The 24,860-nt window shown below is 54.7% G+C and carries 21 protein-coding genes and 1 pseudogene; 8 read left to right on the plus strand and 14 right to left on the minus strand.

What is annotated here, in order from left to right:
- The first annotated feature begins 76 nt into the window (after positions 1-76).
- Entirely contained in the window at positions 77-874 is a 798-nt protein-coding gene (thiD, locus tag ACZOWY_RS03555) for a bifunctional hydroxymethylpyrimidine kinase/phosphomethylpyrimidine kinase (RefSeq protein ID WP_484392994.1), read from the plus strand.
- A 217-nt stretch (positions 875-1,091) separates the two neighbouring features.
- Here thiD and ACZOWY_RS03560 read toward each other — a convergent pair.
- The 3 genes and pseudogenes from ACZOWY_RS03560 to ACZOWY_RS03570 all read right to left on the minus strand — a co-directional run bounded on the left by ACZOWY_RS03560 (position 1,092) and on the right by ACZOWY_RS03570 (position 4,270).
- A pseudogene (locus ACZOWY_RS03560) lies at positions 1,092-2,150 on the minus strand (AbrB family transcriptional regulator).
- A 207-nt stretch (positions 2,151-2,357) separates the two neighbouring features.
- Entirely contained in the window at positions 2,358-2,849 is a 492-nt protein-coding gene (locus tag ACZOWY_RS03565) for a YcxB family protein (RefSeq protein WP_484392997.1), read from the minus strand.
- Positions 2,850-3,064: 215 nt separating this feature from the next.
- The gene (locus tag ACZOWY_RS03570) at positions 3,065-4,270 is read right to left on the minus strand and encodes a dicarboxylate/amino acid:cation symporter (RefSeq protein ID WP_484393001.1); all 1,206 of its coding nucleotides are present in this window, start codon (positions 4,268-4,270) and stop codon (positions 3,065-3,067) included.
- A gap of 193 nt (positions 4,271-4,463) precedes the next feature.
- On the opposite strand from ACZOWY_RS03570, the gene ACZOWY_RS03575 reads away from it, so the two are divergent.
- A complete protein-coding gene (locus ACZOWY_RS03575; protein WP_484393002.1) occupies positions 4,464-4,826 on the plus strand; it encodes a hypothetical protein in 363 nt (120 codons plus the stop codon).
- A 206-nt stretch (positions 4,827-5,032) separates the two neighbouring features.
- On the opposite strand, the gene ACZOWY_RS03580 is transcribed toward ACZOWY_RS03575, so the two are convergent.
- The 4 genes from ACZOWY_RS03580 to ACZOWY_RS03595 form a co-directional block, all read right to left on the minus strand.
- Positions 5,033-6,520: a PTS transporter subunit EIIC gene (locus tag ACZOWY_RS03580; RefSeq protein WP_484393005.1), complete on the minus strand. Its 1,488-nt coding sequence runs from the start codon at positions 6,518-6,520 to the stop codon at positions 5,033-5,035.
- 110 nt (positions 6,521-6,630) lie between these two features.
- Positions 6,631-7,794, minus strand: coding sequence for a D-alanyl-D-alanine carboxypeptidase family protein (locus ACZOWY_RS03585; protein ID WP_484393008.1), 1,164 nt, complete (start codon positions 7,792-7,794; stop codon positions 6,631-6,633).
- Positions 7,794-8,171 carry a 7(1) septoil knot domain-containing protein gene (locus ACZOWY_RS03590; RefSeq protein WP_484393009.1) on the minus strand — a complete coding sequence of 126 codons (378 nt, stop codon included), beginning with the start codon at positions 8,169-8,171 and terminating at the stop codon, positions 7,794-7,796. The genes ACZOWY_RS03585 and ACZOWY_RS03590 overlap by 1 nt, the downstream gene beginning before the upstream one ends.
- A 164-nt stretch (positions 8,172-8,335) precedes the next feature.
- Positions 8,336-8,833: a nitroreductase family protein gene (locus ACZOWY_RS03595; RefSeq protein WP_484393011.1), complete on the minus strand. Its 498-nt coding sequence runs from the start codon at positions 8,831-8,833 to the stop codon at positions 8,336-8,338.
- A gap of 232 nt (positions 8,834-9,065) precedes the next feature.
- On the opposite strand from ACZOWY_RS03595, the gene ACZOWY_RS03600 reads away from it, so the two are divergent.
- From ACZOWY_RS03600 to hemL, 6 genes are read left to right on the plus strand one after another with little or no spacing between them, the layout of a single operon-like run.
- Positions 9,066-9,722: a precorrin-2 dehydrogenase/sirohydrochlorin ferrochelatase family protein gene (locus ACZOWY_RS03600; RefSeq protein ID WP_484393014.1), complete on the plus strand. Its 657-nt coding sequence runs from the start codon at positions 9,066-9,068 to the stop codon at positions 9,720-9,722.
- Positions 9,691-11,001, plus strand: a complete 1,311-nt coding sequence (gene hemA, locus ACZOWY_RS03605; protein ID WP_484393016.1) for a glutamyl-tRNA reductase — start codon at positions 9,691-9,693, stop codon at positions 10,999-11,001. Before ACZOWY_RS03600 ends, hemA begins: the two co-directional genes overlap by 32 nt.
- Positions 10,973-11,893 (plus strand): hydroxymethylbilane synthase, encoded by a 921-nt coding sequence (gene hemC, locus ACZOWY_RS03610; RefSeq protein ID WP_484393017.1) that lies wholly within the window; start codon positions 10,973-10,975, stop codon positions 11,891-11,893. The genes hemA and hemC overlap by 29 nt, the downstream gene beginning before the upstream one ends.
- Positions 11,894-11,909: 16 nt before the next feature.
- Positions 11,910-13,424, plus strand: coding sequence for a uroporphyrinogen-III C-methyltransferase (gene cobA / locus ACZOWY_RS03615; RefSeq protein ID WP_484393019.1), 1,515 nt, complete (start codon positions 11,910-11,912; stop codon positions 13,422-13,424).
- Positions 13,425-13,439: 15 nt separating this feature from the next.
- A complete protein-coding gene (gene hemB, locus ACZOWY_RS03620; protein WP_484393021.1) occupies positions 13,440-14,429 on the plus strand; it encodes a porphobilinogen synthase in 990 nt (329 codons plus the stop codon).
- Positions 14,430-15,728: a glutamate-1-semialdehyde 2,1-aminomutase gene (hemL, locus tag ACZOWY_RS03625; RefSeq protein WP_484393024.1), complete on the plus strand. Its 1,299-nt coding sequence runs from the start codon at positions 14,430-14,432 to the stop codon at positions 15,726-15,728.
- Between the two features lie 223 nt (positions 15,729-15,951).
- On the opposite strand, the gene ACZOWY_RS03630 is transcribed toward hemL, so the two are convergent.
- The 7 genes from ACZOWY_RS03630 to ACZOWY_RS03660 form a co-directional block, all read right to left on the minus strand.
- On the minus strand, positions 15,952-16,623 hold the full coding sequence (locus tag ACZOWY_RS03630) for a flavodoxin (protein ID WP_484393027.1): 672 nt from the start codon (positions 16,621-16,623) through the stop codon (positions 15,952-15,954).
- A 4-nt stretch (positions 16,624-16,627) separates the two neighbouring features.
- Complete coding sequence (locus tag ACZOWY_RS03635; protein WP_484393030.1) at positions 16,628-18,049, minus strand: aminopeptidase; 1,422 nt, start codon at positions 18,047-18,049, stop codon at positions 16,628-16,630.
- Positions 18,050-18,146: 97 nt separating this feature from the next.
- Positions 18,147-19,232, minus strand: coding sequence for a type 2 isopentenyl-diphosphate Delta-isomerase (gene fni / locus ACZOWY_RS03640; protein ID WP_484393031.1), 1,086 nt, complete (start codon positions 19,230-19,232; stop codon positions 18,147-18,149).
- Between the two features lie 72 nt (positions 19,233-19,304).
- Positions 19,305-21,428, minus strand: coding sequence for a 4-hydroxy-3-methylbut-2-enyl diphosphate reductase (ispH, locus tag ACZOWY_RS03645; protein ID WP_484393034.1), 2,124 nt, complete (start codon positions 21,426-21,428; stop codon positions 19,305-19,307).
- A complete protein-coding gene (locus tag ACZOWY_RS03650; protein WP_484393039.1) occupies positions 21,409-22,029 on the minus strand; it encodes a lysophospholipid acyltransferase family protein in 621 nt (206 codons plus the stop codon). Before ACZOWY_RS03650 ends, ispH begins: the two co-directional genes overlap by 20 nt.
- Positions 22,030-22,248: 219 nt before the next feature.
- Positions 22,249-22,917 carry a (d)CMP kinase gene (gene cmk, locus ACZOWY_RS03655; RefSeq protein WP_484393041.1) on the minus strand — a complete coding sequence of 223 codons (669 nt, stop codon included), beginning with the start codon at positions 22,915-22,917 and terminating at the stop codon, positions 22,249-22,251.
- A 335-nt stretch (positions 22,918-23,252) separates the two neighbouring features.
- Entirely contained in the window at positions 23,253-24,590 is a 1,338-nt protein-coding gene (locus tag ACZOWY_RS03660) for a BaiN/RdsA family NAD(P)/FAD-dependent oxidoreductase (protein WP_484393043.1), read from the minus strand.
- Between the last annotated feature and the right edge of the window lie 270 nt (positions 24,591-24,860).

The raw sequence follows: 24,860 nt of genomic DNA on the forward strand, positions 1-24,860 counted from the left end.
ATCAGGAACCCCGCCCGCGCAACAAATCCTGACGCTGTTTTATGGCAATACTGAATATACGAGGGGAGATTTTACCATGTATAAAGCAATGACCATCGCCGGATCAGATACCAGTGGCGGCGCCGGTATGGAGGCTGATCTGAAAACCTTTCAGGAGCTGGGTGTGTACGGGATGACCGCCCTCACCTGCATCGTAGCCCAGAATCCCAATGCGGACTGGGCCCATGAAATTTATCCCATTGAAACCTCTGTCATTGAAAAACAGCTTATCACGATCCTCCAGGGCATCGGCTGCGACGCCATGAAGACCGGCATGCTGGGCAGCGCCGACCTGGTAGAACTGATTGCCGACACCATCGACAAATACGAATTGAAAAACGTCGTCATCGACCCGGTCATGGTCTGCAAAGGCATCGACACCATCATGGTGCCGGAAGCCGCAGCCGCCATCAGGGAACTGCTGGTGAAACGGGCCCTGGTGATGACGCCTAACCTGCTGGAAGCCGCCTACCTGGCGGATATGCCGGCCATCACATCCGTAGAGGAAATGAAACAGGCAGCCGCCGTGATCCACGACAGAGGCTGCAAAAATGTGATCATGAAAGCCGGCGACCGCCTGCCCGGCGCTGACGCGATCGAGCTGGTCTACGATGGCAGGAACTTTATGGAGAAACGTCATCCGAAGATTCCCAACTCCTACAACCATGGCGCGGGCTGCACCTTCTCCGCAGCCATCACCGCCTGCCTGGCCAAAGGCCTGCCCATTACGGAAGCCGTGAAGACAGCCGAAACGGTGATCAACGCCGCCCTGCGGGGTTCTTTCCGTCTGAACCGGTGGTCCGGCGCCCTGAAGCACTGCGCCTGGAGGGAATGACCGGATGTCATTCCGCCCTGATGCCGGCCTTGCGCTTATAACAGACGGACTGTATACTGAAGAATAACCGGCAAAGTAAAAGCACGCAACGTTCCATTACAGAATGCTGCGTGCTTTTTTATTTCCTCTGGTGTTTTAAATTATATAAGGAAACCCATTGAATCAGCGTCTCCACCAAAAACGATCCTTGCACTATTCACGTACCATACAGATTTTCCTATCCCGTATAACTTTCATCAAAATATTTGTGGATGAAGAACGGTACCGTCAGGTTCATCATCAGCAGTCGTACGATCTGGTACGTCAATATAAGGGACACGTCAGCCCCCATGCTCATGCCGGCCAGGCACATCTCCGCCACACCGCCGGGTGCCATGGCCAGAAATGACGTAACGATTGGGATCCCGTAATACCGTGATAAAAGCTCTGCCATCACCACACTGCCCCCGATGATCAGCAGCGTGCCGACGATAGCGTAAGGCAGCAGCAGCCGGGTCCGGAACAGCCGTTCCTTATCCAGCATACAGCCCATGTACAGTCCGATGTTCATCTGGGCGATGTTCATCAAAATAGGCGGCGCCTTCTGCAGTTCTGCATCGAACACGATCGAAACGATCGCCGTGGCCATGATGGGTCCGATCAGCGCAGAAGTCGGCATTTTTATTTTCTTTGCCAGAAACGCTCCCGCCTAGGCAATGGGAAACAGCACCAGCCAGTGCATCCCGGGGTTTGCACCCGGATTACTCAGCAGCCCCCGGGCTGAAACGGAAGCGCCCAGCAGGTGGATCACCAGAAACGGCACGGTGATCACCACGCCGAACAGACGGATGGTCTGTTGCATGACTACCACGTTGGCATCTACCCTGGGGTCTTCATCCGCCATAAGCATCATCTGGTTCAGCCCGCCGGGCAGCATGCCCATGACACAGCTTAACAGATTGGCAAACGTGTATTTATACGTTACCCAGGCAACCAGCAGGGAGATGCCGATGGCCACAAAGGACGCGCCGAACACTCCGACAAGCTGTTCCGACATGCGCACCAGGGTCTCCCGGGTAAAATCGTGCCCGATTCCGTAACCGGCTACCATCAGCCCCGCATTGCGCCAGGATATGGGCCAGCGCATATCTTTCCAGATACAGAACTTTAAAAAAGAAGCCGCAATGATGCCGCTCAGCATGAACGGTATGGGAATACGGAAACAGAAAAGCAACAGGCCTGCGACCAGCGCAATAAGAAGACCCACACACCGCTGTTTCATGATACCGACTCCCATCGCTTATTCATCCGATCCGCCCCTGACCGGCGGCACAATCAGGAAGAAAGGCACCCCTTCGTTCCTGCCCTTACCCATCAGACAAAAACACCCTCTGCCGCATTTTTACGACAGGGGGTGTTGCCTTTTCCAATGTCATTCTATTCATTCCGGCAGTTTCCTGCAGCAACCTTCCCGCAAACCCTTGCCGGAATATCCTGTTGCTTCTTACAGCTTGTACTGCGCTTTGATCTTCCCGATAAACTTGATCAGTTCCGGTTTGCAGTTCGCCTTTTCTACAATAGCCCCCTGCTTGTCGTTCAGCATCAGGTAAAAATTGGTAGGCGTTTCATAAATGTGACGCAGCTGCACGTACTTGTAGGCGGCACGGCCCATCTTGTTCACTTCTTCATAGTGGTCAAGATAGAAGGTCATATTGCTGGGCGTACCCTCGAGACGGCTCTTGGCAAATTCTTTCTCCGCTGCGCGGCGCACGTTATGGGGAATTACATATAAAAATACAGCAAACCCGGCTGCCACCATGGCTGCCGCGGCAATATACCAGGCATTATACAGGCAGATGGCGATAATGACCACAAGGATCGCCGCAATGATATACTGCGCTTTCCTAAACTTGCTGTCATGCTTCTGGATCTCCAGATTCATCTTGCCGAATTCCACAGCGCTGTAGGTTGTATTGGTTTTGTAAATGATTCGCATTGATACTTCTCTCCCTTTGCTCTCGTTGCGTGTAAGGGTCACAGATCCCCCGCGTTACATCCCTTGCGGACATATCGCGCATACAAACCGGACCGGCAGCTCCATTACCGCTCATTGTTGTATTGTACCACATCCCACGCAAAATGCAAACAGGAAAATCAGAAAAATAAAAACCGGAGCAGAACTCTGCGATTCCACTCCGGCAAATTACAGTATTACGCTGCGTTTTTCCGTTCACTCTTATCTACTACACAGCAAACGGCACCGTCACCGGTGATGTTGACACAGGTACGGAACATATCCAGCACACGGTCGATACCGGCAACCAGAGCCAGGCCTTCCATAGGCAGCTGCACTGCCTGCAGTACCATAGCCAGCATGATGAGGCCGGCGCCGGGAACACCGGCGGTACCGATGGATGCCAGGGTACCGGTGAAGACGATCATAATCATATCGGAAGAAGTCAGGTTCACGCCAAAGGCATTGGCCACGAACAGGGAGCATACGCCCATGTACAGCGCCGTGCCGTCCATGTTGATGGTGCAGCCCAGCGGCAGTACGAATGAAGTTACTTCACGGGACAGGCCCAGTTTTTCCTGGCAGTTCTTCATGTTAACAGGCAGAGCCGCTGCGGAGGAACAGGTGGTGAAAGCCAGCATCATGGCTTCAGACATGCCGCGGAAAAATTTAATCGGGTTCACACCGCCCATTGTAGAAGCCAGCGTGGAATAAACCAGGATGCACTGCAGGGCGCAGCCGATGGCAACAGCCAGAATTACGCTTAACAGCGGGAGCAGCACCTTGGGGCCGTTTTTGCAGACAACCGGCAGCAACAGCGCAAACACGCCGATGGGAGCAAACTTCATAACCATAGCGATGATCTTGTAGCATACTTCCGCGCCCGCATCATATAAATCCATCAGGAAACGGGAACGCTTTTCATCCAGCTGGGTGATGCCGATACCTACAAGCAACGCAAAAACAATGACGGGAAGAATCTGGCCTTTAGCCATAGCGTCTATCGGGTTGGTAGGCACCATGTTCACCAGAACCTGCATAAAGGTCGGTGCTTCTTTCACCTTAGGCGCAACCTTTCCGGCAATATCCAGTCCTACACCGGGTTGGATGATGCCGGCCACGGCAAAACCAAGTACAATGGCCACGGCGGTGGTAACCAGATACAGGCAGATGGTCTTGGCGCTGATACGGCCCAGCTTTTTGCTGTCGCCGCCCAGGCTGGTAACGCCTACGATCAAAGAGCAGGTAACAACTGGTACGATCATCATCTTGATGAAGTTGATGAAGATGGTACCAATGGGCGCGATCCATTTGTTAACGAACGGCAGCCCTTCCGGGCCGATAACCAGACCGGCGCCGACAGATAAAATCAAAGCAATCAGAATTTGGACAGATAAGTTCATAAAATCCCCCTCGTTTCTTTAGATTTGTTGCTATTTTACCATTATTTCACAAATGAATCTATATTTTGGAGCAATGTATACACGTATACTTTTTAAACCTACAGTCCCGTGTTATAATTAAACAGAAGGTTTCTATATAATCAGGAAAGCAAAACAAGCGCAACAGATTCTTATACGCAAGGGGGAACGAATTATGAACAGCCCGGTTATCGGCAAAAACGCAGCAGCCAATATGTGCGAACGGATCAACAAGCTGATCAGGAACTTTGAAAAGAGCCTGGCCCCGGATGAAGTGGCCGCCATGAGCCTGGCGTCCTTCTCCAACCGCCCCGTCATCATCAAGCGGCTGGGGTACTGGAATCCCGACCTCATCGTCCTGTACGGATTCGACCCTAACACAGGGGAAGCCCTGAAGATGATCCAGCACATCTCCCAGTTTACCCTGTGCCTCATAACACTGAAGAAGCCGCCTCAGGATGAGGAAGTTCCGGAAGAAGAGGACACGGATAAAAACACCCGCCGCATCGGGTTTATTGTGAACGAGGAAGAATCCTAAATAAAAAGCCTAAATAAAAAGCGTCGGTGAAAGTTTCGCAAAACCGAGCCCGTTCGCTATTTCATGGACTCATTCGCCTGTGGCTTCGAAACTCGGGGCTTTGCCCCTCAGACAGTCTCGCCACGACGGCGAATTTCATCTCATGAAATTACGCAAACGATCTCGATGTTTTGCTTAAACTTACACCGACGCTTTTATTTTTCTTTTTACATTACTTCCTCCGGCGGGTCGTCAAACCCGACGAGCCAGGTTGCGGTAAAGCCTGCCAGATAGGCAATGAAAACACCGGCCAGATACAGCAGCACGTTGTTGGTAGCGGCAGCCAGCGGAATGCCGGAAATGCCCAGCGCATAGGAACCGATGCCGTGATACGCCTGCCATGCTCCCCCAAAGGCGCCGCCGACGCAGGCACACACAAAGGGTTTTCCCAAAGGCAGTGTGACACCGTAAATCAGCGGTTCGCCGATGCCCAGCATACCCACCGGCAACGAACTTAACACGGTACGCCGCAGGAACCTGTTTTTGCTTTTCAGATACACGGCAAAGGACGCCCCTACCTGCCCGCAGCCGGCCATGGCCGCAATGGGCAGCAGGATCGTCATGCCCATGGAGGCCAGCATGTCCGCATGGATCGGCGTCAGCCCGTGATGCACCCCTACCATGACGATGGGCAGGAACAGACCCCCGATGACAAAACCGGTGACCGCGCCTCCGGTCTGGATCGTATGCACAGTGTAATTACTCAGGAAGTCGGAAAGGATCCCGCCCAATGGCTGGAAAATGAACAGCCCTGCGAGGGATACGACCGCAATCGTCAATAGCGGCGTCAGAAAAAGGCTGGCGGATTCAGGAATGCGTTTGCGCAGCCTTGTTTCGATGAACGCTGTAGCCGCGCCGGCCAGCAGGGACGCAAAGATACCGCCCCGGCCGGGAATCAGTGGGCCGCCCATAAAACTGATATCCGCAAGGCCCGGTGCTGCCAGCAGCGCCGCCATGGCGCCGCCCAATGCCGGAGTGCCGCCGAACTCCTTACAGGCGTACAGGCCGATAAAGGCGTTCAGCACGGTAAAGATGGAATTGCCCGCCAGCTTCAGATACTGGACATAGGAATTGCCCGCCAGCTCCGGACAGACCTTCAGCAACAGGCTGATAAGACCCGTCAGCAGGCCGCAGCCGATAAAGGCCGGGATCAGGGGAATAAAGATGTGACCTACACGCTGCAGCATCCGCTTCAGTGCCGACTGGCTGTTGCGTTTTTTAATAGAAGCATGCAGTTCTTTGCCGTCGCCGATTTTGCCTTTGGGTATTTGTTTTACTGCAGGAGCCTGTGCGGACTTTTCGGTAACTGCAGATGCACTGACGGAACCGTTCCCATCAGCATCCCGTGAAGCCGGCACATTTACACCTGCCCCGCTTACCGGGTCTGACGCCTTCGCCTTCGTCTTTGCCCCTTCTGCCAGCAGCCGCCTGCATTCTTTTGCCACGTTTTCCGCCTTGCCGGGGCCCAGCACGATATGGACCTCCCCTTCGTTCATGATGACGCCCTTCACGCCGGGAATCTTTTTCAGCTCTTCTTTGGTAACCGATACTTCTTTTACACGCAGCCGCAGCCGGGTCATGCAGTTATAGGCTTCTGTTATGTTTTCCAGCCCAACCGCGTCCAGGACCGATTGGGCGATTTGTTGATTATCCATAGTTAAAACCTCAGGCCAGATCTGTTCCTGATTTTACAGAAAACGGCTGTACTGCAGATGCAGCAGTGCAGCCGTTCATCAGAACTTATGATTCTGTATTCCATTACTTTTTATGCGCCCGGTTTCCGTACCACAGGCATCCGGACACCGGTATTTTTAACAGCAGGAGCAGCTGAAACAGCAGCCGGCTGATTTGCTGCAGGCCGGGTTGCAGCCGGAGTGGCGGATACCGCAACAGGCTGTTTCACTGCCGGTACCGCAGCCGGCTTATTTGTTACAGGCGGATTCGCTGCCGGTGCCGATGCGGAAACAGGCTGTTTAACAGCCGGGGAGGATGTCGGTGCCGATTTGCTTTCAACGGGCACCGGTGTCCTCACCGCGGTACCCGGCCTCTTCACGTGCGGCATCCGTTTCGGATCCGTCTTCGCAACCGGTTCAACAGGAACCGTCCCTTTCCCTCCTACGGAAAAACCGTAGTCTAAGAGCTTCCTCGCATCCGCAAAGCGGGTATCGTGATCCTTTGATTTCAGGACGATGGCAATCAGTTCCACATTGCCGCGTTTTGCTGAAGCGGCTACACAGCCTTTGGCCGCGTTGGTCCAGCCTGTTTTGATACCGTTGGCACCCTCATAACTGCCCAGCAGCTCGTTCGTCGTCTCCGATTTATAGGTTCTGCCCGAAGGGGAAGCCCAGTGTATCACGGACTTCTGATGGTTCACAAGTTTCCGGAAATCCGGATTCTTCATACAATAAGTTGCGATCTTTGCCATATCCCGGGCCGTAGTATAGTGCCAGCGGGCCGTCAGTCCGTGGGGATTGCTGAAATGGGTCTTCCGGCAGCCCAGCTCCTTCGCCTTTTCGTTCATCCGGTCTGCAAACTTCAGGATGCTGCCGGACACGTTCTGGGCAATCACCACCGCAGCCCCGTTATCCGATTCCATCATCATTTCCCGCATCAGTTCACCGGAGAGGAGACGGTCCCCGCCCTTCATCTCCAGATAGGAATCTTCCGTGGCCGCCGCAGCCTGTGTGACTTTACACTCCGCATCCAGCCCTTTGGCTTCCAGACCCAGGATGCAGGTCATCATCTTGGTCAGACTGGCCGGCGCACGCCGCACATCCGCATTCTTTTCATAGATCACCGCGCCGGTACCGGTATTGACAAGGATAGCGGATTCCGCCAGCACAGAAGGCGCAGCCAGCGCCTGCATACTGTGAAAGATCACAAAGGCAGCCGTCAGTGCCGCACATCGAAACGAAAATAACTTTGCCATCACGGCACACCCGGGAAGTTATCGACAAACTGGATCTTGATATCCGGGAAGTTGTCAACGAACTGGATGGTAAAATCCGGGAAGTTCTCTACAAACTGCCATTCTCCCACCTTGTTGGGGAAGTTACTTACCTTCTTCACTTTCAGGTCAGGAAAATTCTTCACCACCTGCACTTTGAGGTTGGCAAAGTTCTTCACCACTTTCACCTTGCCGGCCAGACGGATGCCTTTAAAATAGCCGTCCTTGCTGACCGCGCCGTACGGGATCAGCTGTTGCGGCGCCTGTAAATCAGGTACGGTCACATGCTCCGAAGCGAACGCGGAAGCGGAGAACAGGACGGACGCAGCCATAACCGCGAGAGCAATCTTCTTTTTCATACAGGTTACCTCCCATCATACCAGATTTTTCCTTGTACTTTGAATTGTAACTCTTTCTTGTGTCTTAAAAATGGCAAAGGCAACGCAAAGCCACTTACTTTACACTGTGTAACTTCGCCACGCAGCCTCTGCCTCTGCACAGTAAAACTACGCTGCGCAGCCTCTTACTCTTCCCAGTGGATGCGGGCCGGATCGAACCGGTCAATGATCTTGCCCTCGCCCCGGGGATACCCCACCGGCAGCACGGCAAACACTTCCAGGCCTTCCGGCAGGTTCAGCGCTTCTTTAGCCGGTTCCTGCCGTTCCTTATGGGGCGCAAAGGAAAGCCACACAGACCCCATATCCAGCGCCGCCGCCTGGATCAGCATGTTTTCGCAGCAGCAGCTCATATCCAGCAGGGTCATCATGGGTTCAAAGACGTCTTTGGTACGGTAGCAGGCCACGATGGCAACCGGCGCACTGGCCACAGGCCTTGCATAAGGGGTGCAGGTTGCCAGTTTGGCCAGCGTCTCCTTATTTCGGACCACATAAAACTCCCAGGGACGCTGGTTCTTGGCGGAAGGGGCCGCCATGCCGGCCCGTATAATCTGCTCCACCGTAGCGTCATCCACATCAATATCCAGATACGTGCGCACGCTTTTGCGTTTGAAAATAATGTTCATGGTTTCTCTTCCTTTCCAAAAAAATAATTAACAATATTTATTATATCATATTTCGCAAAAAAGTTTTTACAAATCTATAGAAGGAATTCTTAAAAAAAAGTAACATTATCAACAGTTTTATGGTAAAATATTAGAAATGTCTTCCACGTATAAAATACTGCTTCCTTCGTATGCGCGATACCCAGTGTTTTCAGCAGCGAAGAAGAAGCAACATCCATCGGAGACCGGCGGAATGGCTTACAATCAGTTTCGTTATACAGTACAGCTGAATATGGAAAACCGGCGTTGCGCCGTCATCGGCGGTGGCAGCGTGGCCCTGCGCAAGATCCGGTCCCTGCTGGAAGCCGGTGCAGCCGTAACGGTCATTGCACCGGAGATCCTTCCGGAGATCGGTGCGTTGCAGGAACAGTGCCCTGCGCTGACCCTGTACCGGCGCGGGTATGAACCGGGCGATCTGGACGGCGCCTTTCTGGTGATCGCGGCTACGGACGACCGCAGCATAAACGCGGCGGTGGCACAGGAAGCACGGAAGCAAAACTGCCTGTTAAATGTAACCGATGACCCGGAAGCCGGCAATTTTTCCGTAGCAGGTACCTATGACAACGGCAGCCTGCACTTTTCGGCCGCTACGGGGGGCAACCCCCGCCTCACCCATCTGCTGCTGGAAGATCTGCAGCAGCAATACGGGGATGACATGGCCGCCTTCTGCGCGTTTCTGGACGGGCAGCGGAAAACAGTAAAACAAAGCCTTCCAAATGCCCGGGCAAGACAGGATTTCTGGAGACAGACTCTCACACTACAACTGCTGCAGGATGTCAGGCAAGGCCGCCTGCAACAGGCAAAGGAGAATATTATAAATGCAGTTAATCGTATTAGGTCTGAATCATAAGACTGCCCCTGTGGAAGTACGCGAGAAATTTAATTTTTCCCGCAGCCGTATCAAACATATCCTGCGGCTCTTCCGGGAGTCCGATGATTTTTCCGAAGCCGTTCTGGTTTCCACCTGCAACCGCACCGAGCTGTATCTGGTAGCGCAGGAACCGGACGACGGCATGGAAGCGCTGCACGCGGCCGTAAAACGCATCGCCGGCAGTTCCTTCAACAAAGAGTACTTTTACACGCTCACCGGAACCCACTGTGTGCGCCACCTGCTGCAGGTCGCCAGCAGCCTGGATTCCCTCATCGTAGGCGAAGGACAGATCCTGAGCCAGATCAAAGACGCGTACCATCTGGCCCGTACCTCCGGCACCACTTCCATCATGTTCAACACGATTTTCAACCAGGCGATCTCCACCGGCAAAAAGATCCGTACCAAGACCCAGATCGCCTACCGCAGCGTCAGCGTGTCTTCCGCTGCCGTGGATCTGGCCATGGACGTAGTGGGCGATCTTTCCTCTGCCGATATACTGGTCATCGGCGCAGGCAAGATGAGCGAACTCACCGCCCGGCACCTGCTGGACAAGGGCGCCCCTTCCATTTTCGTCACCAACCGCAGCTATGAACATGCGCAGGAGCTGGCCTCCAAATTCAGCGGCTCTGTCATCCGGTTTGATGAGTTTATCGACCATGCGGTGAATGCGGACATCGTCATCACCTCTACCGGTGCCCCCCACTACATCATCCAGCGGGACCGGCTGGCGCTGGCCCTGGAAGAACGGCTGAAGCCCAACCCCCTGGTGCTGATCGACATCGCTGTGCCCCGTGACGTGGACCCGGAAGTGACGGAGCTGGACAAGGTCGTCCTGTACAATATCGATGACCTGCAAAACGTGGTGGATACCAACAAGGAACTGCGCAACCAGGACGCGGAAGCGGCCAGATTCATGATTGAAGAAGATATTGTCGCGCTGAAGGAACGGCTGCGGTATCTCTCCATGCGGCCTGTTATGGTGCGCCTCCACGACAAGTTTGATTTCCTCCGGGAACGGATCCTGGCCAAGACACTGCGGAAGATGCCGGAGCTGACGGAAGAACAGCAGCATAAGATTGAAGTGATGAGCCAGAAGCTCATGTACAAATTCCTGCGGGACCCCATGATCAACCTCAACAAGGCCGCCGGCACGGAGGAAGAAGAGCACGTCAAAACAGATATCACCCGCTTTTTTATGTTAGATGACAAAGACGAGGAAAACCCTGACGATGAAAACAACTATAACTATTGGAACTAGGAAAAGCCTGCTGGCCCTCTGGCAGAGCAATTACATCAAAAGCTGTCTGAAAAAGGAATATCCGGACTGTGAGGTACGGTTGCAGAAGATCGTAACCAAGGGAGATAAAATTCTGGACGTCCCCCTGTCCAAAATCGGCGGCAAGGGACTCTTTACCAAAGAAATCGAAACCGCGCTGCTGGACGGCGAAGTTGATCTGGCCGTCCACAGCCTGAAGGACATGCCCACAAAGCTGCCGGAGGGACTCTGCCTCACCGCCATTACGGAACGCGCTGTTGTGGGCGATGCTTTTGTCAGCAACAAGTACAGTTCGTTTGCAGAGATGCCTGCGGGCGCGGTGCTGGGCACTTCCAGCCTGCGGCGGAAAGCGCAGCTTCTGGCGAAGCGCCCCGATCTGGATATCCGGGACCTGCGGGGAAATGTGGACACCCGCCTGCACAAGCTGGACGAAGGCCAGTACGATGCCATCATCCTGGCAGCGGCCGGCCTCACCCGCCTGGGTTACGGGGACCGGATCAAAGAGACCCTGCCCTGCGACTTCTGTATCCCCGCTGTGGGTCAGGGCGCCCTGGCCATCGAATGCCGCACGGATAACAAAGAAGTCCGCGCCATGCTGGAGTTTCTGAACCACCCTGACACCAAAAGCTGCACCGACGCGGAACGCGCCTTCCTGGGATTGGTAGAGGGCGGCTGCCAGGTACCTATCGGTGTACATGCGGATGTAACGGAACAGGGCATGCACATCACGGCCATCATCGCTTCGTTGGACGGTTCTACCCTGCTGCGGGATGAGATCGACGGGGATGCGAAGGATGCCGTTGCGTTAGGGCAGACGCTGGGAAAACGCATGCTGGAGAATGGCGGCAAAGCGATATTGGATGAAATACTTTGACGAAAGGATTAATTATATGGAACAAAAAGGTAAAGTGTATCTGATCGGTGCAGGCCCCGGCGACCCGGGCCTGCTGACGTTAAAAGGCCGTGACTGTCTGGCCGCTTGCGACGTGGTAGTGTATGACAGGCTGGCCGATCCCCGCATCTTAAGCTGGGTGAACCCGGACGCGGAACGCATCTATGTGGGCAAGGCTTCCAGCAACCATGTGATGAAGCAGGAAGATATTTCCAAATTGTTAGTCAAACTGGCTTCGGAAGGCAAGACCGTAGCCCGTCTGAAAGGCGGCGATTCTTTCGTCTTCGGCCGGGGCGGTGAAGAAGCGCTGCTCTTAAAAGAGAATAACCTCCCCTTTGAATTTGTCCCCGGCATCACCAGCGCCATCTCCGTACCGGAATACGCCGGCATTCCCGTTACCCACCGGAAGGTAGCGGCCAGCTTTGCCGTCATCACCGGTCACGAAGATCCGTCCCGGGAAAAATCCGGCATCAACTGGAAAGGCCTGGCTACCGGCGTGGATACGCTGGTCTTCCTCATGGGGGTAGAAAACCTGAAGAACATCGCGGCCAAACTGATTGAAAACGGCCGCCCGGCTGATACCCCCGCTGCCCTGATCCGCTGGGGCACCCACCCGGAACAGCGCACCCTCGTTACCACATTGGGCAACGCCTACGAAGATGTGGTGCGCGCCAATATGAAACCGCCTGCGATCTTTATCGTTGGCGAAGTGGTAAAACTGCGCGATTCCCTCAGCTGGTTTGAGACCAAGCCCCTCTTCGGCAAAACCTTCGTGGTGACACGGGCCCGAGCCCAGGCTTCCGCGCTGACGGGAAAACTTGAAATGGAAGGCGCCAAGGTTATGGAAGTGCCTGCCATCAAAATCACCGATCCGGAGGATTTCGCTCCCCTGGACGCGGCGCAGAAAAACCTGGCTTCCTACGACTGGGTCATCTTCACAAGCGCCAACGGCGTGGACCTGTTCTTCGACCGCCTGTTACAGAACGGGAAAGATGCCCGTGCCTTTGCCAATAATAAAATCGCAGCCATCGGTTCCGCCACGGCCGACATGCTTACTGCGTACGGTCTCACCGCCGACCTGATCCCCGCTTCCTACAAAGCGGAAGATCTGGTGGATACGCTGCTGCCCCAGCTTCACAAAGGCAGCAAGGTTCTTTTGGCCCGGGCCAAAGAAGCCCGCAACGTACTGCCGGACGCCCTGAAAGAAGCCGGTGCCGATGTAGACGTGGTTGCGGTGTATCAGACCGTCAGCGATTGTGAAAACAAGGAAGAACTCCTTGACGCCTTAAAGAATAAAGCCGTGGACTGCATCACCTTCACCAGTTCCTCCACTGTCACCAACCTGTTAAAAGCGCTGGACAGCGACAAAGAACTGCTGAACGGCGTCACCCTGGCCGCTATCGGACCCATCACGGCCAAAACCATGGAAAAGAACGGACTGAAACCGACCGTATGCGCCGAAACCTACACCATCGACGGACTGGTGGAAGCGCTGAATAAATTTTACAGATAAGGAAGTGTTTACATCATGACCGGATTTCCCATTTACCGTCCCCGCCGCCTGCGCGCTACCGAGAACCTGCGCAGCCTGATCCGGGAGACGAGCGTAAGCGTTAAAGACCTGATCTTCCCGTTATTTGTGGTACCGGGAACCAATGTAAAAAATGAAATTGAAACGTTGAAGAATAATTACCAGTGGTCTGTGGACCGGGTGATGGAAGCCGTTGACGAAGTTGTAGAACTGGGCATCCCCGCCGTGTTGCTCTTCGGCCTCCCCTCCTACAAAGATGAGGAAGGCAGCAGCGCCTGGGACGACAACGAACCCGTACAGAGGGCAAGCAAGGCCATCAAGGCCAAATATCCGGAGCTGGTGGTCATTACCGACGCCTGCTTCTGCGAATACACCACCCACGGCCATTGCGGCATTTTAACGCCGGACTGCGCTTCTGTAGATAACGACAAGACCCTGCCCAACCTGGCCAAGCTGGCCGTGAGCCAGGCCCGCTGCGGCGCGGACATCATCGCCCCCTCCAACATGATGGACGGATACGTGGCCACCATGCGCAAAGCGCTGGACGAAGCCGGTTACAGTCATGTCGCCATCATGGCCTACAGCGCCAAATTTGCGTCCGCCTATTACGGTCCTTTCCGCGCGGCGGCAGATTCCGCTCCGGGCAAGGGCGACCGGAAAGGCTACCAGATGGACCCGGGCAACAGCGATGAAGCCATGCGGGAGATCGCGCTGGATATTGAAGAAGGCGCGGACATCGTCATGGTAAAACCCGCCCTGGCCTATCAGGACGTGACAAGAAGAGCCCACGAAACCTTCAACCGTCCCCTCTGCGTATACAACGTCAGCGGTGAATACGCCATGGTGAAAGCAGCGGCTGAAAAGGGCTGGATCGATGAAAAACGCATCGTCATGGAAACCATGATGAGCTTCAAACGGGCCGGCGCCAAGATGATCATCACCTACCATGCATTGGATGTGGCCCGGTGGCTGAAAGAGGAAAAATAAATGAGCAACTTATCCAAATCATCTTCCGTCTTTACGGAAGCCAAACAGTATATCCCCGGCGGCGTCAACAGCCCGGTCCGTTCTTTCCGGAGTGTTGGCGGCGTGCCTCCTTTCATTGCCAGAGGCGCGGGCAGCAAACTGTTCGACCTGGACGGTAACGAATACATTGATTACGTGTTATCCTACGGCCCGCTGCTGTTAGGCCACGCCCACCCTGTCGTAACAGAAGCCGTACAGGCTGCGGCAGCCAAGGGCACCAGTTTCGGCGCTCCTACCGGCGCGGAAGTAACTCTTGCAAAACTGGTCTGCGAACTAGTTCCGTCCATGGATATGGTGCGCATGGTCAACTCCGGCACGGAAGCCACCATGTCCGCCATCCGTCTGGCCCGGGCTTATACAGGACGGGACTGCATCGTGAAATTTATTGGCTGCTACCACGGTCACAGCGACGCGCTGCTGGTGCATGCCGGTTCCGGTGCCACCACCTTCGGCGTGCCGGACAGCCCCGGTGTTACCAAAGGCACCGCGGAGACAACCCTCTCCGTTCCCTTTAACGATTTGGCAGCATTAGAAAAAGTGTTTGCGGAAAAAGGCAAAGACATCGCCGCTGTCATCATGGAACCCACCCCTGGCAACATGGGGCTGGTGCTGCCGAAAGACGGCTACCTGCAGGCCATCCGTGAGCTGACAAAAAAATACGGCAGCCTGCTGATCATCGACGAAGTCATGTCCGGCTTCCGTTCCGCCCAGGGCGGCAGCCAGTCCTTATACCACATCGATCCGGATATCACCTGCCTGGGCAAAGTCATCGGCGGCGGCCTGCCGGTGGCTGCGTACGGCGGCAAACGGGACATCATGAACCAGGTCTCCCCTGTAGGCCCCATGTACCAGGCCGGAACGCTTTCCGGCAACCCGCTGGCCATGGCAGCCGGTATTGCGGCTCTCACGTATTTGAAAGAAAATGATGTCTGCGCCACGCTGACAAAACGGAATGCGGAGCTGACGGACGCATTAAAAGCTGCGGCAGATGCAGCCGGCGTTCCGGTACAGGTACCACGCCTGGGTTCGATGTTCACCGTCTTCTTCTCCGAAAAAGAAGTCACCAACTACGAGGACGCCACCGCCTGCGATACGGACGCCTTCCGCATCTACTTCCACAGCATGCTGGAACAGGGCATCTACCTGCCTCCTTCCCAGTTCGAGACCAACTTTATCTCCCTGGCTCACAGCGAAGAAGACTTCGCAAAGACAGTGGAAGCAGCCAAAATTGCGTTTAAAAAAGTGGCAGAAAGCAAATAGTTTCATCAGCGTTATCAACACGTTAATCAGCTGTTCTTTAAAGAAATACTCTTAACTCACAAAGTAATACTCTTACCATACAAAACGGGCACCCGCTGTAACGGATGCCCGTTTTCGTTCATATAATAAAAGAGGCGCCGAAAAGATCCGGTGCCTCTTATGTATTATCTGTCTTCAGCGTCTAAAAGCCATGTGGATTTGAGACGGTCTTTCTTTTTACCTGTTACATTTCCAGCCACTTTTTAATGTCTTCGTCGGTCATGGAGTCCAGCTTGTTGGCATCCAGGCAGTCCTTTACGTCCGCCTTGGGAACGGTGCTGCGGATGGCGTCCGCGCTGCCGCGGGGGCCGCTGGTCTTGCTGGTGCAGAAGGGATATACTTTCTTGCCGTCCAGGTTCACTTTTTCCAGGAAGGAATGGATGATGTTGGGGCAGCTGAACCACCAGATGGGGAACCCGATGGCGATCTTTTCATAGCGGCTGCAGTCCGGCAGGGTGCCTTTCAGCTCCGGACGGGCACCGGAGGCTTTTTCCATGCCCGCCTTGGCAACACACAGACCGTACATGGACGGATAGGCTTTCACCGGCAGGATACGGTAGGTATTGCCTTTAACCACGGACGCAATCTTCCGGGCTGCCTTATCTGTCACGCCGGACCAGGAGTAATAGGCCACCAGCAGCCTGCCTGCCATCTGGGGCTTCCGGTTTTCAACACCGGGCCTGGGAGGCCGGCTGTTCCGGTTCGCATTATCGACACGTTTGGCAGCATTCCCTTCCGAATGATTTGTGTTCTGTTCCTTACTGCCATTCCTGTCGTTACCTTTCATAAACTTGCGGGGCGGTTTGCCGGCAGGCCGGCTGTTGTTCTTATTATAAAAGCGTTTTCCTTTAGCCATATAGTCACACTCTCTTTGCCAGTTTTAAGAAGGCTTCGTAGCCCCGTCTTGCTTCATAAATATCCGCCTTGCTGGTCGCTTCCCAGGGTGCGTGCATGCTCAGCACCGGCACGCCGCTGTCGATGACGTTCATGCCGTACAGGGCCATGATGTAGGCGATGGTCCCGCCGCCGCCCAGATCTACCTTGCCCAGTTCCGACATCTGGAAGCTGATCTTTTCTTTCGCAAAGATGCTGCGGATGTGGGCGATGTACTCTGCGTTGGCGTCGTTGGAACCGGATTTGCCCCGGGCACCGGTAAATTTGTTCAGCACCAGCCCCCTGCCCAGGTAGGCCACGTTCTTTTTATCGAAGGAAGATGCATACAGCGGATCGAACGCGCTGCTCACATCGCTGGACAGCATGGTGCTGTTGGCCAGGGTGCGGCGCAGCGCCAGTGTCGAACAATGCCCCATGAGTTCCAGCATCTCCGCTACCGTGTTTTCAAAGAACAGGCTCTGCATGCCGGTAGCCCCTACGCTGCCGATCTCTTCCTTATCCACCAGCAGGCAGCAGGTGGTGCGGCTTACGTCTTTCACATCCAGCATGGCTTTGTAGGAACCGTAGGCGCAGACACGGTCGTCCTGCCCGTAGGAAAGCACCATGCTCCGGTCGAAGCCGGCTTCCCGCGCGCGCCCGGCCGGTACCACTTCCAGCTCTGCGGACAGGAAATCTTCCTCTTCCACGCCGAACTGCTTTTTCAGGATGGCCAGCACGCCTTTCTTCACGGCTTCCTTGCCGGCGGACTTTTTGTCCTCTTCCTTCACATTGCGGCCCACTTTGATGGGCTGGTTTCCCACGATGACGTCAAGGGCTTCCCCTTCCACCACCTTGGCCGCGTTCTTTGCCATCTGGTCCTGGGCCAGATGGATCAAAAGGTCGGACACGAAGAACACCGGGTCTTCCGGCTTTTCGCCTACTGCTACCTTCACCACTGTGCCGTCCTTTTTGGCGATGACCCCATGAATCGCCAGGGGGATCGCCACCCACTGATACTTTTTGATCCCGCCGTAGTAATGGGTATCCAGCAGGGCAAAGCCGCCGTCTTCGTACAGCGGGTTCTGCTTCACATCCATGCGGGGCGAATCGATGTGGGCGCCCAGAATATTCATCCCGTTCTCAATTGGCTCTTTGCCGATGTTGAACATGGCAATGCCCTTTTTCATGTTGATGCGGTACACCTTGTCGCCGGCCTTCAGGGTCTTTCCTTTAGCGATCAGGTCGTCCAGGTCTTTGTAGCCCGCCGCCTTCATTTCTTCCAGGATGAGTTCCACACATTCCCGCTCCGTTTTGCCGTTGCTGAGAAAATCCAGATACCCTTTGCAGAATTCATGGCAGGCTTTCACCTGTGCCGGTGTATATTTTTCCCACGTGCTCTTGTTTTCCAATCTGTTTCGTCCTTTCCGTTTCCTTTGGAGTAAAAACTCAGGTCTTCCCTCTTCTGTGGTCCGGTAATGCCGGAGCCATTCCTTTCGCAGGACAACGTTACCTCTGCGGTTCCGGATCCGTCTGTACATACTGGCTGCGTTTGCGCCTCGGGTCGTAGCCCCGGCTCTGCAGAAATGCCAGCGTATCGCCGGTAAAGATCAGGGGGACCTGTTGCAGCTCTTTTACCGTACGGCTGCCGGTCAATACCATGATATCCTTCAGGTCATCCGCCACATCCTGCAGATACGCGACGGCTGCCTCATCGCCCTGCTCCAGCAGCACGGACAGGATATTGCCGCTCATGGCCACGGCATCCGCGCCAAGGGCGACAGCCTGGGCTGCCTGCCAGCCGCTGCGAATCCCGCCGGACGCGATCACCGTGTCCCAGGGCTTTACCGTATGGGCCGCATCGAGCAGGCTCCAGGCCGTGGGGATCCCCCAGTCCGCAAACTTCGCATGACGAATTCTGCTGCCCCGGAAGGCCTCGATGGCCGCAAAGCTGGTGCCGCCCTTTCCGGAAACGGTAAAGCAGGTAAAGCCCATCGCCTGCAGCTCGCGGATCTGCTCTGCCGCCATGCCGCAGCCGGTCTCCTTGATAATGACCGGAACCTGCACGCAGTCCTGCAGACGGGCCAGGCGGTCCCGGATCAGGGCAAACTGTTTGTCCCCTTCCGGCATGATCAGTTCCTGGGCCACATTGAGATGGATCTCCAGCGCGTCCGCCCCGATCATCTCCACGGCAGCCTTTGCCTCTTCCGGCGACACAAGGGCGCTGACGTTGGCAAAGAAGATGCCGTCGGGGTTTTCCTCCCGGATCACCGCGTAGGTATCCGCATGCCTGCCTTCTTTCACCGCCCCGTACTGGGAACCTACCGCCATGGCGGCACCGGTGCGTTTCGCCACTGCGGCCAGCCTGCGGTTGATTTCCCGGACGTCCGCCGTGCCGCCGGTGATGGCGTCGATCACAACCGGAACCGGCAGTGTAAGGCTGCCGATCCGCGTGCTGAAGTCCACCCGGTCCGGATCCACGGGCGTCAGACAGTTGTGAAGGAAATGCACATCCTCCAGACCGGTGCTGCGACCGCCGTCTCCCAGTTCAAGGGCATATTTTATATGGTCCAGTTTACGTTGTTCCCGTGTCATACCGATCCTCTGCTCAACTTATCATAAAACCAAAAAAGAGGACGGAAAAACTCCGTCCTCTGCAATGCAGGATTATTTATTCAGACCTTCCAGCTGTTCCGCCATAGCGTTATTGGAGAAGTTTTCTTCCGGATTGCCATCCATGTAGGCTTTCATTTCGGCTTTTTCTTCATCTTTTTTCGCACGGGTCAGGGACAGGCCGACTTTGCGTTTTTCCTGGTCGATCTTGATGATCATCGGGGTTACGACCTGGCCGATCTTCAGCACGTCTTCCGGTTTTTCCACGCGGGTGTCCGCCATTTCGGAAACGTGGATCATGCCTTCTACCCTGTCGTTCAGACGTACCAGCGCGCCAAAGGGCAGGAAGCGTTCTACGGTGCCTTCTACCACATCGCCAACCTGGAAGCCGGCAGCGGCAGCTACCCACGGATCTTCCAGCGTTGCTTTGATGGACAGGGAAACGCGGCGGTTTTCTTTGTCAACTTTCTTGACAAATACTTTTACCGTGTCGCCTTCTTTGGCAACGTCTTCTGCTTTTACGCTGCGGTCATAGGACAGCTCGGTATTGTGTACCAGGCCTACCAGACCTTCAATGACTTCAACGAACAGGCCGAATTCGGCAACTTTTACTACCTTGCCTTCATAGGTCTCGCCTTCTACGATCTCTTCGAAAGCGGCCGCTTCTCTGGCTGCACGTTCTTCTCTCCGGGCAGCGATGCGGGCTTCCCGGTTCGCCAGCCATTCCTGATGCTTCTGTTCTTTTTCTGCTTTCAGCAGGTTGCGGCGGGAAACAACGATGCGTTTCTTTTCCGGATTTACTTCGATGATCTCGGCTTCCATTTCTTTCCCTACGTACGGGGTAAAGTCGTCAATGTGACGCAGTTCTACGTGGGAAGCAGGCATAAAGCCTTCTACGCCTTCTACCGCAACGGCCAGGCCGACAACCTGTCTCGGTTTTTCGGTATCTTTGTCGCGGCCGCGGGCTTTGATCACGCGCAGCACCTTAACGGTAGCCGGGCGTCTTTCACCTTCCGGCAGTTCCTGAACGGTTTTCCAGGCAGCTTCTTTTTCTGCACGGATCTTGGACAGACGGATGAATTCTTCAGAAGAAGAACCGGGTACTACTACCGCTTCCACTTCGTCGCCAATCTTTACTGTTCCCATCAGTTCTTCCGGGTTTGCATCCGTCGCCCAGTCAGCCCAGGCGATCAACCCTTCACGTCTATAGCCAAAAGAAATATAAACGCCTTCTTTATCTACCTGAATTACTTTGCCGGTAACGAGTTTCCCCGGATGCACGCCGTAATCTTCCATACTGGCATCGAGCATCGCCTCGAATTCGTTACCCTCTACTTTGTTGATTTCCATGTTTTCCATCGCTTTGACAGCCTCCTTAATTATACGTTCCGGAGTGGATGCTCCGGCCGAAATACCTGCTTTCCTGCACCCTTTGAACATTTCCGGGGAAAGTTCGCCGGCAGTCTCGATCTGATAGCACCGGGGGCAGATGGCGCTTACCAGCTCGGTCAGATGCCTTGTATTGGCACTGTTCCTGCCTCCAATCACGACAAAGGCGTCCACCCCGGCAGCCAGTTTTGCCGCGGCTTCCTGCCGCTGTCTGGTGGCCAGGCAGATCGTCCGCTCAACCCGGTATTCCCCGGGCCTTGCAGCCTGCAGCGCCTGCAGTATTTCCTCAAATTTCGCCAATTCAAATGTGGTCTGAATGATGACGCAATATTTGGAAACAAAGGGCACTTCGCCAATATCCTCTTTGCGTTCAATTATTATAGCATTTTTTCCTGCATATGCCAATATGCTTTTTATCTCCGGATGATTTTTTTCTCCGACGATAATCGGCAGGTAACCCTGCTCAAAGGCTTGCTGTGCCTTGTTTTGGCTCATTTTTACGTTGGGGCAGGTGGCATCTAAAATTTTCAAATTTTTTTCAATTGCCTTTTGATAAAGGTCGGGTCCGACCCCGTGGGAGCGGAAAATGACCGTTTCCCCTTCCGTAAATTCGTCCAGCGAGTCTTTACATCCTACTCCTCTGGCCGCCAGGTCCGCTGTGACCTGGGAATTGTGGACCAGCTGGCCCAGGGTTGCCGCCGGCAGGCTGTCCGCAGCGCTTTCTGCCATTTTTACGGCCCGTTTGACGCCGTAGCAGAAGCCGCAGGGGTCAGCTACTTTGATTTCCATCTTCCAATGCCACCGCCTTTCGGAGAACCAGGACTTCTTCGCGCCAGCGCGCGCCCAGTTCATCCAGACTTTCGCGTCCGGTCCCCATGGCCGGATCGTATTGCATCGGCTTGCCGAAGATGACCCGTACTTTGGGCCAGCCCGGATGCCGTTTCAGATCTGTACCGTAGATATAGGCCGGAACGATCTGCGCTTTCTGTTTCACCGCCATCATGAAGGCGCCGCCGCCGGCCCGTCCCAGTTCGCCGGTCTTGCTCCGGGTGCCTTCCGGGAATACGACCAGTACTTTGTTTTCTTTCAGTATCGTCAGGCCTGTTTTGATGGCTTCCCGGTCTTTGGCTCCCCGTCTGACGGGAAAGGCTCCCAGTTTGCGGATCAGGGCGCCGAACCAGGAGGGTTTGAAGAGTTCTGATTTGGCCATAAAGTGGACTTTCCGTGTGGCTGCCGCGCCCAATACGGGCGGGTCCAGCAGGCTCAGGTGGTTGCTGGCGATGACGACGGGGCCTTCTGCCGGGATGTTTTCCCTGCCGAAGACTTCCCAGCGGAGCCAGAGTCTGAAGAGCCAGGGGAAGGTCGCGTAACAGAAATCGTATAGTGTCATGTGAAAAATTCCTTTATGAAACAATGCTGTCAGGAAAAGACTTCGCAAACACGTCACCAATTGCTATTTTATGGACTTATTTGCCTGTGGCTTCGAAACTCGGGCTTCGCCCTCAGACAGTCTCGCCACGACGGCAAATTTCGTCTCATAAAATTACGCAATTGTTTCCTATGGTTTGCTCATGTCTTTTCCTGTCCGCATTATTACAACAAATCTCTTTTACTGCTTTTCTTTTACTAATTCTAATACTTTATCCGTCACTTGTTCGATATTCATTTCAGAGGTATCTAAATAGATGGCGTCGTCGGCCTGGCGCAGGGGGGATATTTCCCGTTCGGTGTCCTGTTTGTCGCGGGCGGCGATTTCTTCCTGGAGTTTTTTGTAGTCTACTGTTTCGCCTTTGGCTTCCAGTTCCAGTCCGCGGCGGCGGGCCCGTTCTTCTACGGTGGCCGTCAGGAAGATTTTGCACTGGGCCTGGGGGAAGACTACGGTTCCGATGTCACGGCCGTCCATGACGATGCCGCCTTCTTCGCCCATGCGGCGCTGCTGGTCTACCATGGCGGTGCGCACTTCGGGTACGGCGGCTACTTTGGAAACGAGTCCGGTTACTTCGGCCGTGCGGATGGCGCCTGTGACTTCCGTTCCGTCTACAAATACGCGGTTTACGGCGTTTTCCGGGCGGAAGGTGATTTTGATTTCATTGGCCAGTTTTCCGGCCAGTTCGGGAGTGAATTCGTTTCCCGTCTGCAGCAGTTTCCATGTGACTGCGCGGTACATGGCGCCGGTGTCTATGTAGGCGAAGCCGAGTTTGCCGGCTGCCTGTCTGGCGATGGTGCTTTTGCCTGCGCCTGCAGGCCCGTCGATGGCGACGACGAATCCGTTACTCATGGTTATATCACCTCATCAGTTATTCGTGCAAGGAAAAGACCTCGCAAACACGTCACCAATTGCTATTTTATGGACTTATTTGCCTGTGGCTTCGAAACTCGGGCTTCGCCCCTCAATGGCTCGTGCGCAACGCATCACGCTATGCCTTCGGCTTGCGTTCTGCGGCGCACTGCAAGTAGATAAAAGTGTCCAATCAGCTTCGCCCTACGGGCTTGCTTCTTGGGCTTTTATCGTAACAGTCTCGCCACGACGGCAAATTTCGTCTCGTGAAATGACGCAATTATTTCCTAATGTTTGCTCATGTCTTTTCCTTACTTTATATTTATAATAATGATTTATTTATTACTCAAAACCATTCGTGCCGCATGCAGGCCGGCTACGTAGCCGCTGCTGAAGGCTGCCTGCAGGTTGAAGCCGCCGGTGTAGCCGTCTACGTCTATCACTTCGCCGGCGAACCAGAGGCCGTCGATGCGTCTGGCTTTCATGGTCCTGGGGTCTATTTCCTTCAGGGAAACGCCGCCGGCTGTGACGATGGCTTCTGCCAGTGGTCTTGTGCCTACAAGGGGGATGGTAAAGTGTTTCACGGCACGGATCAGTTCCGTCCGTTCTTCTTTCGATATCTGGCTCACTGGTTTCGTTCCATCCAGGAAGGCTGAATCGAGAACCGGCGCTACGAGAGGCTGTGGCAACAGTTTGCGTACGACTTCTGCCAGCCGTAATTTACTGAATTCCTGAAAGTCACGGATGATCCGGGCATCCAGTTTATCTTCCTGCAATGCCGGTTTCAAATCAATGGAGAGTTCCAGTTCCGACTGGCTGAAGTGCTGCAGGCGGGCTACTTTCCGGCTCATGGTCAGGCAGATGGGGCCGGCAATACCGCCCCGGATAAACTGCAATTCGCCGAATTCTTTGGCCACGGTCTTGCCGTCTGCCATTACAGATGCTTCTACATTTTTCAGGGACAGTCCTTCCAGGTCTTCGGTAAAGCCTTCTTCCGGTTCCAGGGGAACCAGTGCCGGAAGCAGCGGTTCGATTGCAAGTCCCAGCGTTTCCAGTACCGGGACAAAGTTGCCGTCGGAACCGGTACCGGGATAGGAGGCCCCGCCGGTGCAGACGATCACGGCGGCTGCATCCAGTGTATGTTCCGCGCCCAGCTTTACTTTGCCTCTGGTAAGGCTGCGGAAGTCCTGCCCGTCTTTACGGCCATCCTGTTCTACGTTGCGGTACCGCACGCCGGTCACCTGCATGACAGAACCCGGTCTCACAACAAACCCGGATGCCTGCACGCCGGTCACCAGCCGGCCGCCGGCTTTCTGCAGCGCATCGGTCAGTGCGGCAATGACATCTTTGGCCTTCCCAGATGCGGGAAAGACCCGGCCGCCCCGTTCCGTTACGGTTTCCAGCCCGCATTCCTGAAAGAAGCGCAGCAGGTCTTCATTGCTGAACTGCTGCAGCGCGCTGAACAGGAATTTGCCGTTGCCCGGCAGGTTGGGGATGAAATCTTTCACCGGGCAGCTGTTGGTGATGTTGCACCGACCTTTGCCGGTGATCATCATCTTTTTGCCCGGTTCCCGCATTCGTTCCAGTACGACTACGGATGCGCCTTGCCGCGCGGCGGTTATGCCCGCCATGAGGCCTGCCGCGCCGCCGCCTATCACTACTACGTCTGGCATATATACTCTCCCACAATCAGCAAAATGCAAATTTCAAACTCAGACCATCCTCAGCAATTGTTCAAAAATAAATTGATTATTTTGTCACAGTTCTTATTCTTTCTTTTTCCTTCTCTCGCCGCCGGGCCGGGCTTCTGTTACTCTTTTTGTCCTGCCTTCGCCGAAAGACGGTTTTTCTTCCGGTCTGCGTTTTGAACTGGTCTCAGGTTTACGTACCGGCTTCGCCCCGGTTTTATGCCCCGGTTGGCCTTCTGCCCTGCGTTCTGATTT

The organism is Succiniclasticum sp., assembly GCF_056977735.1.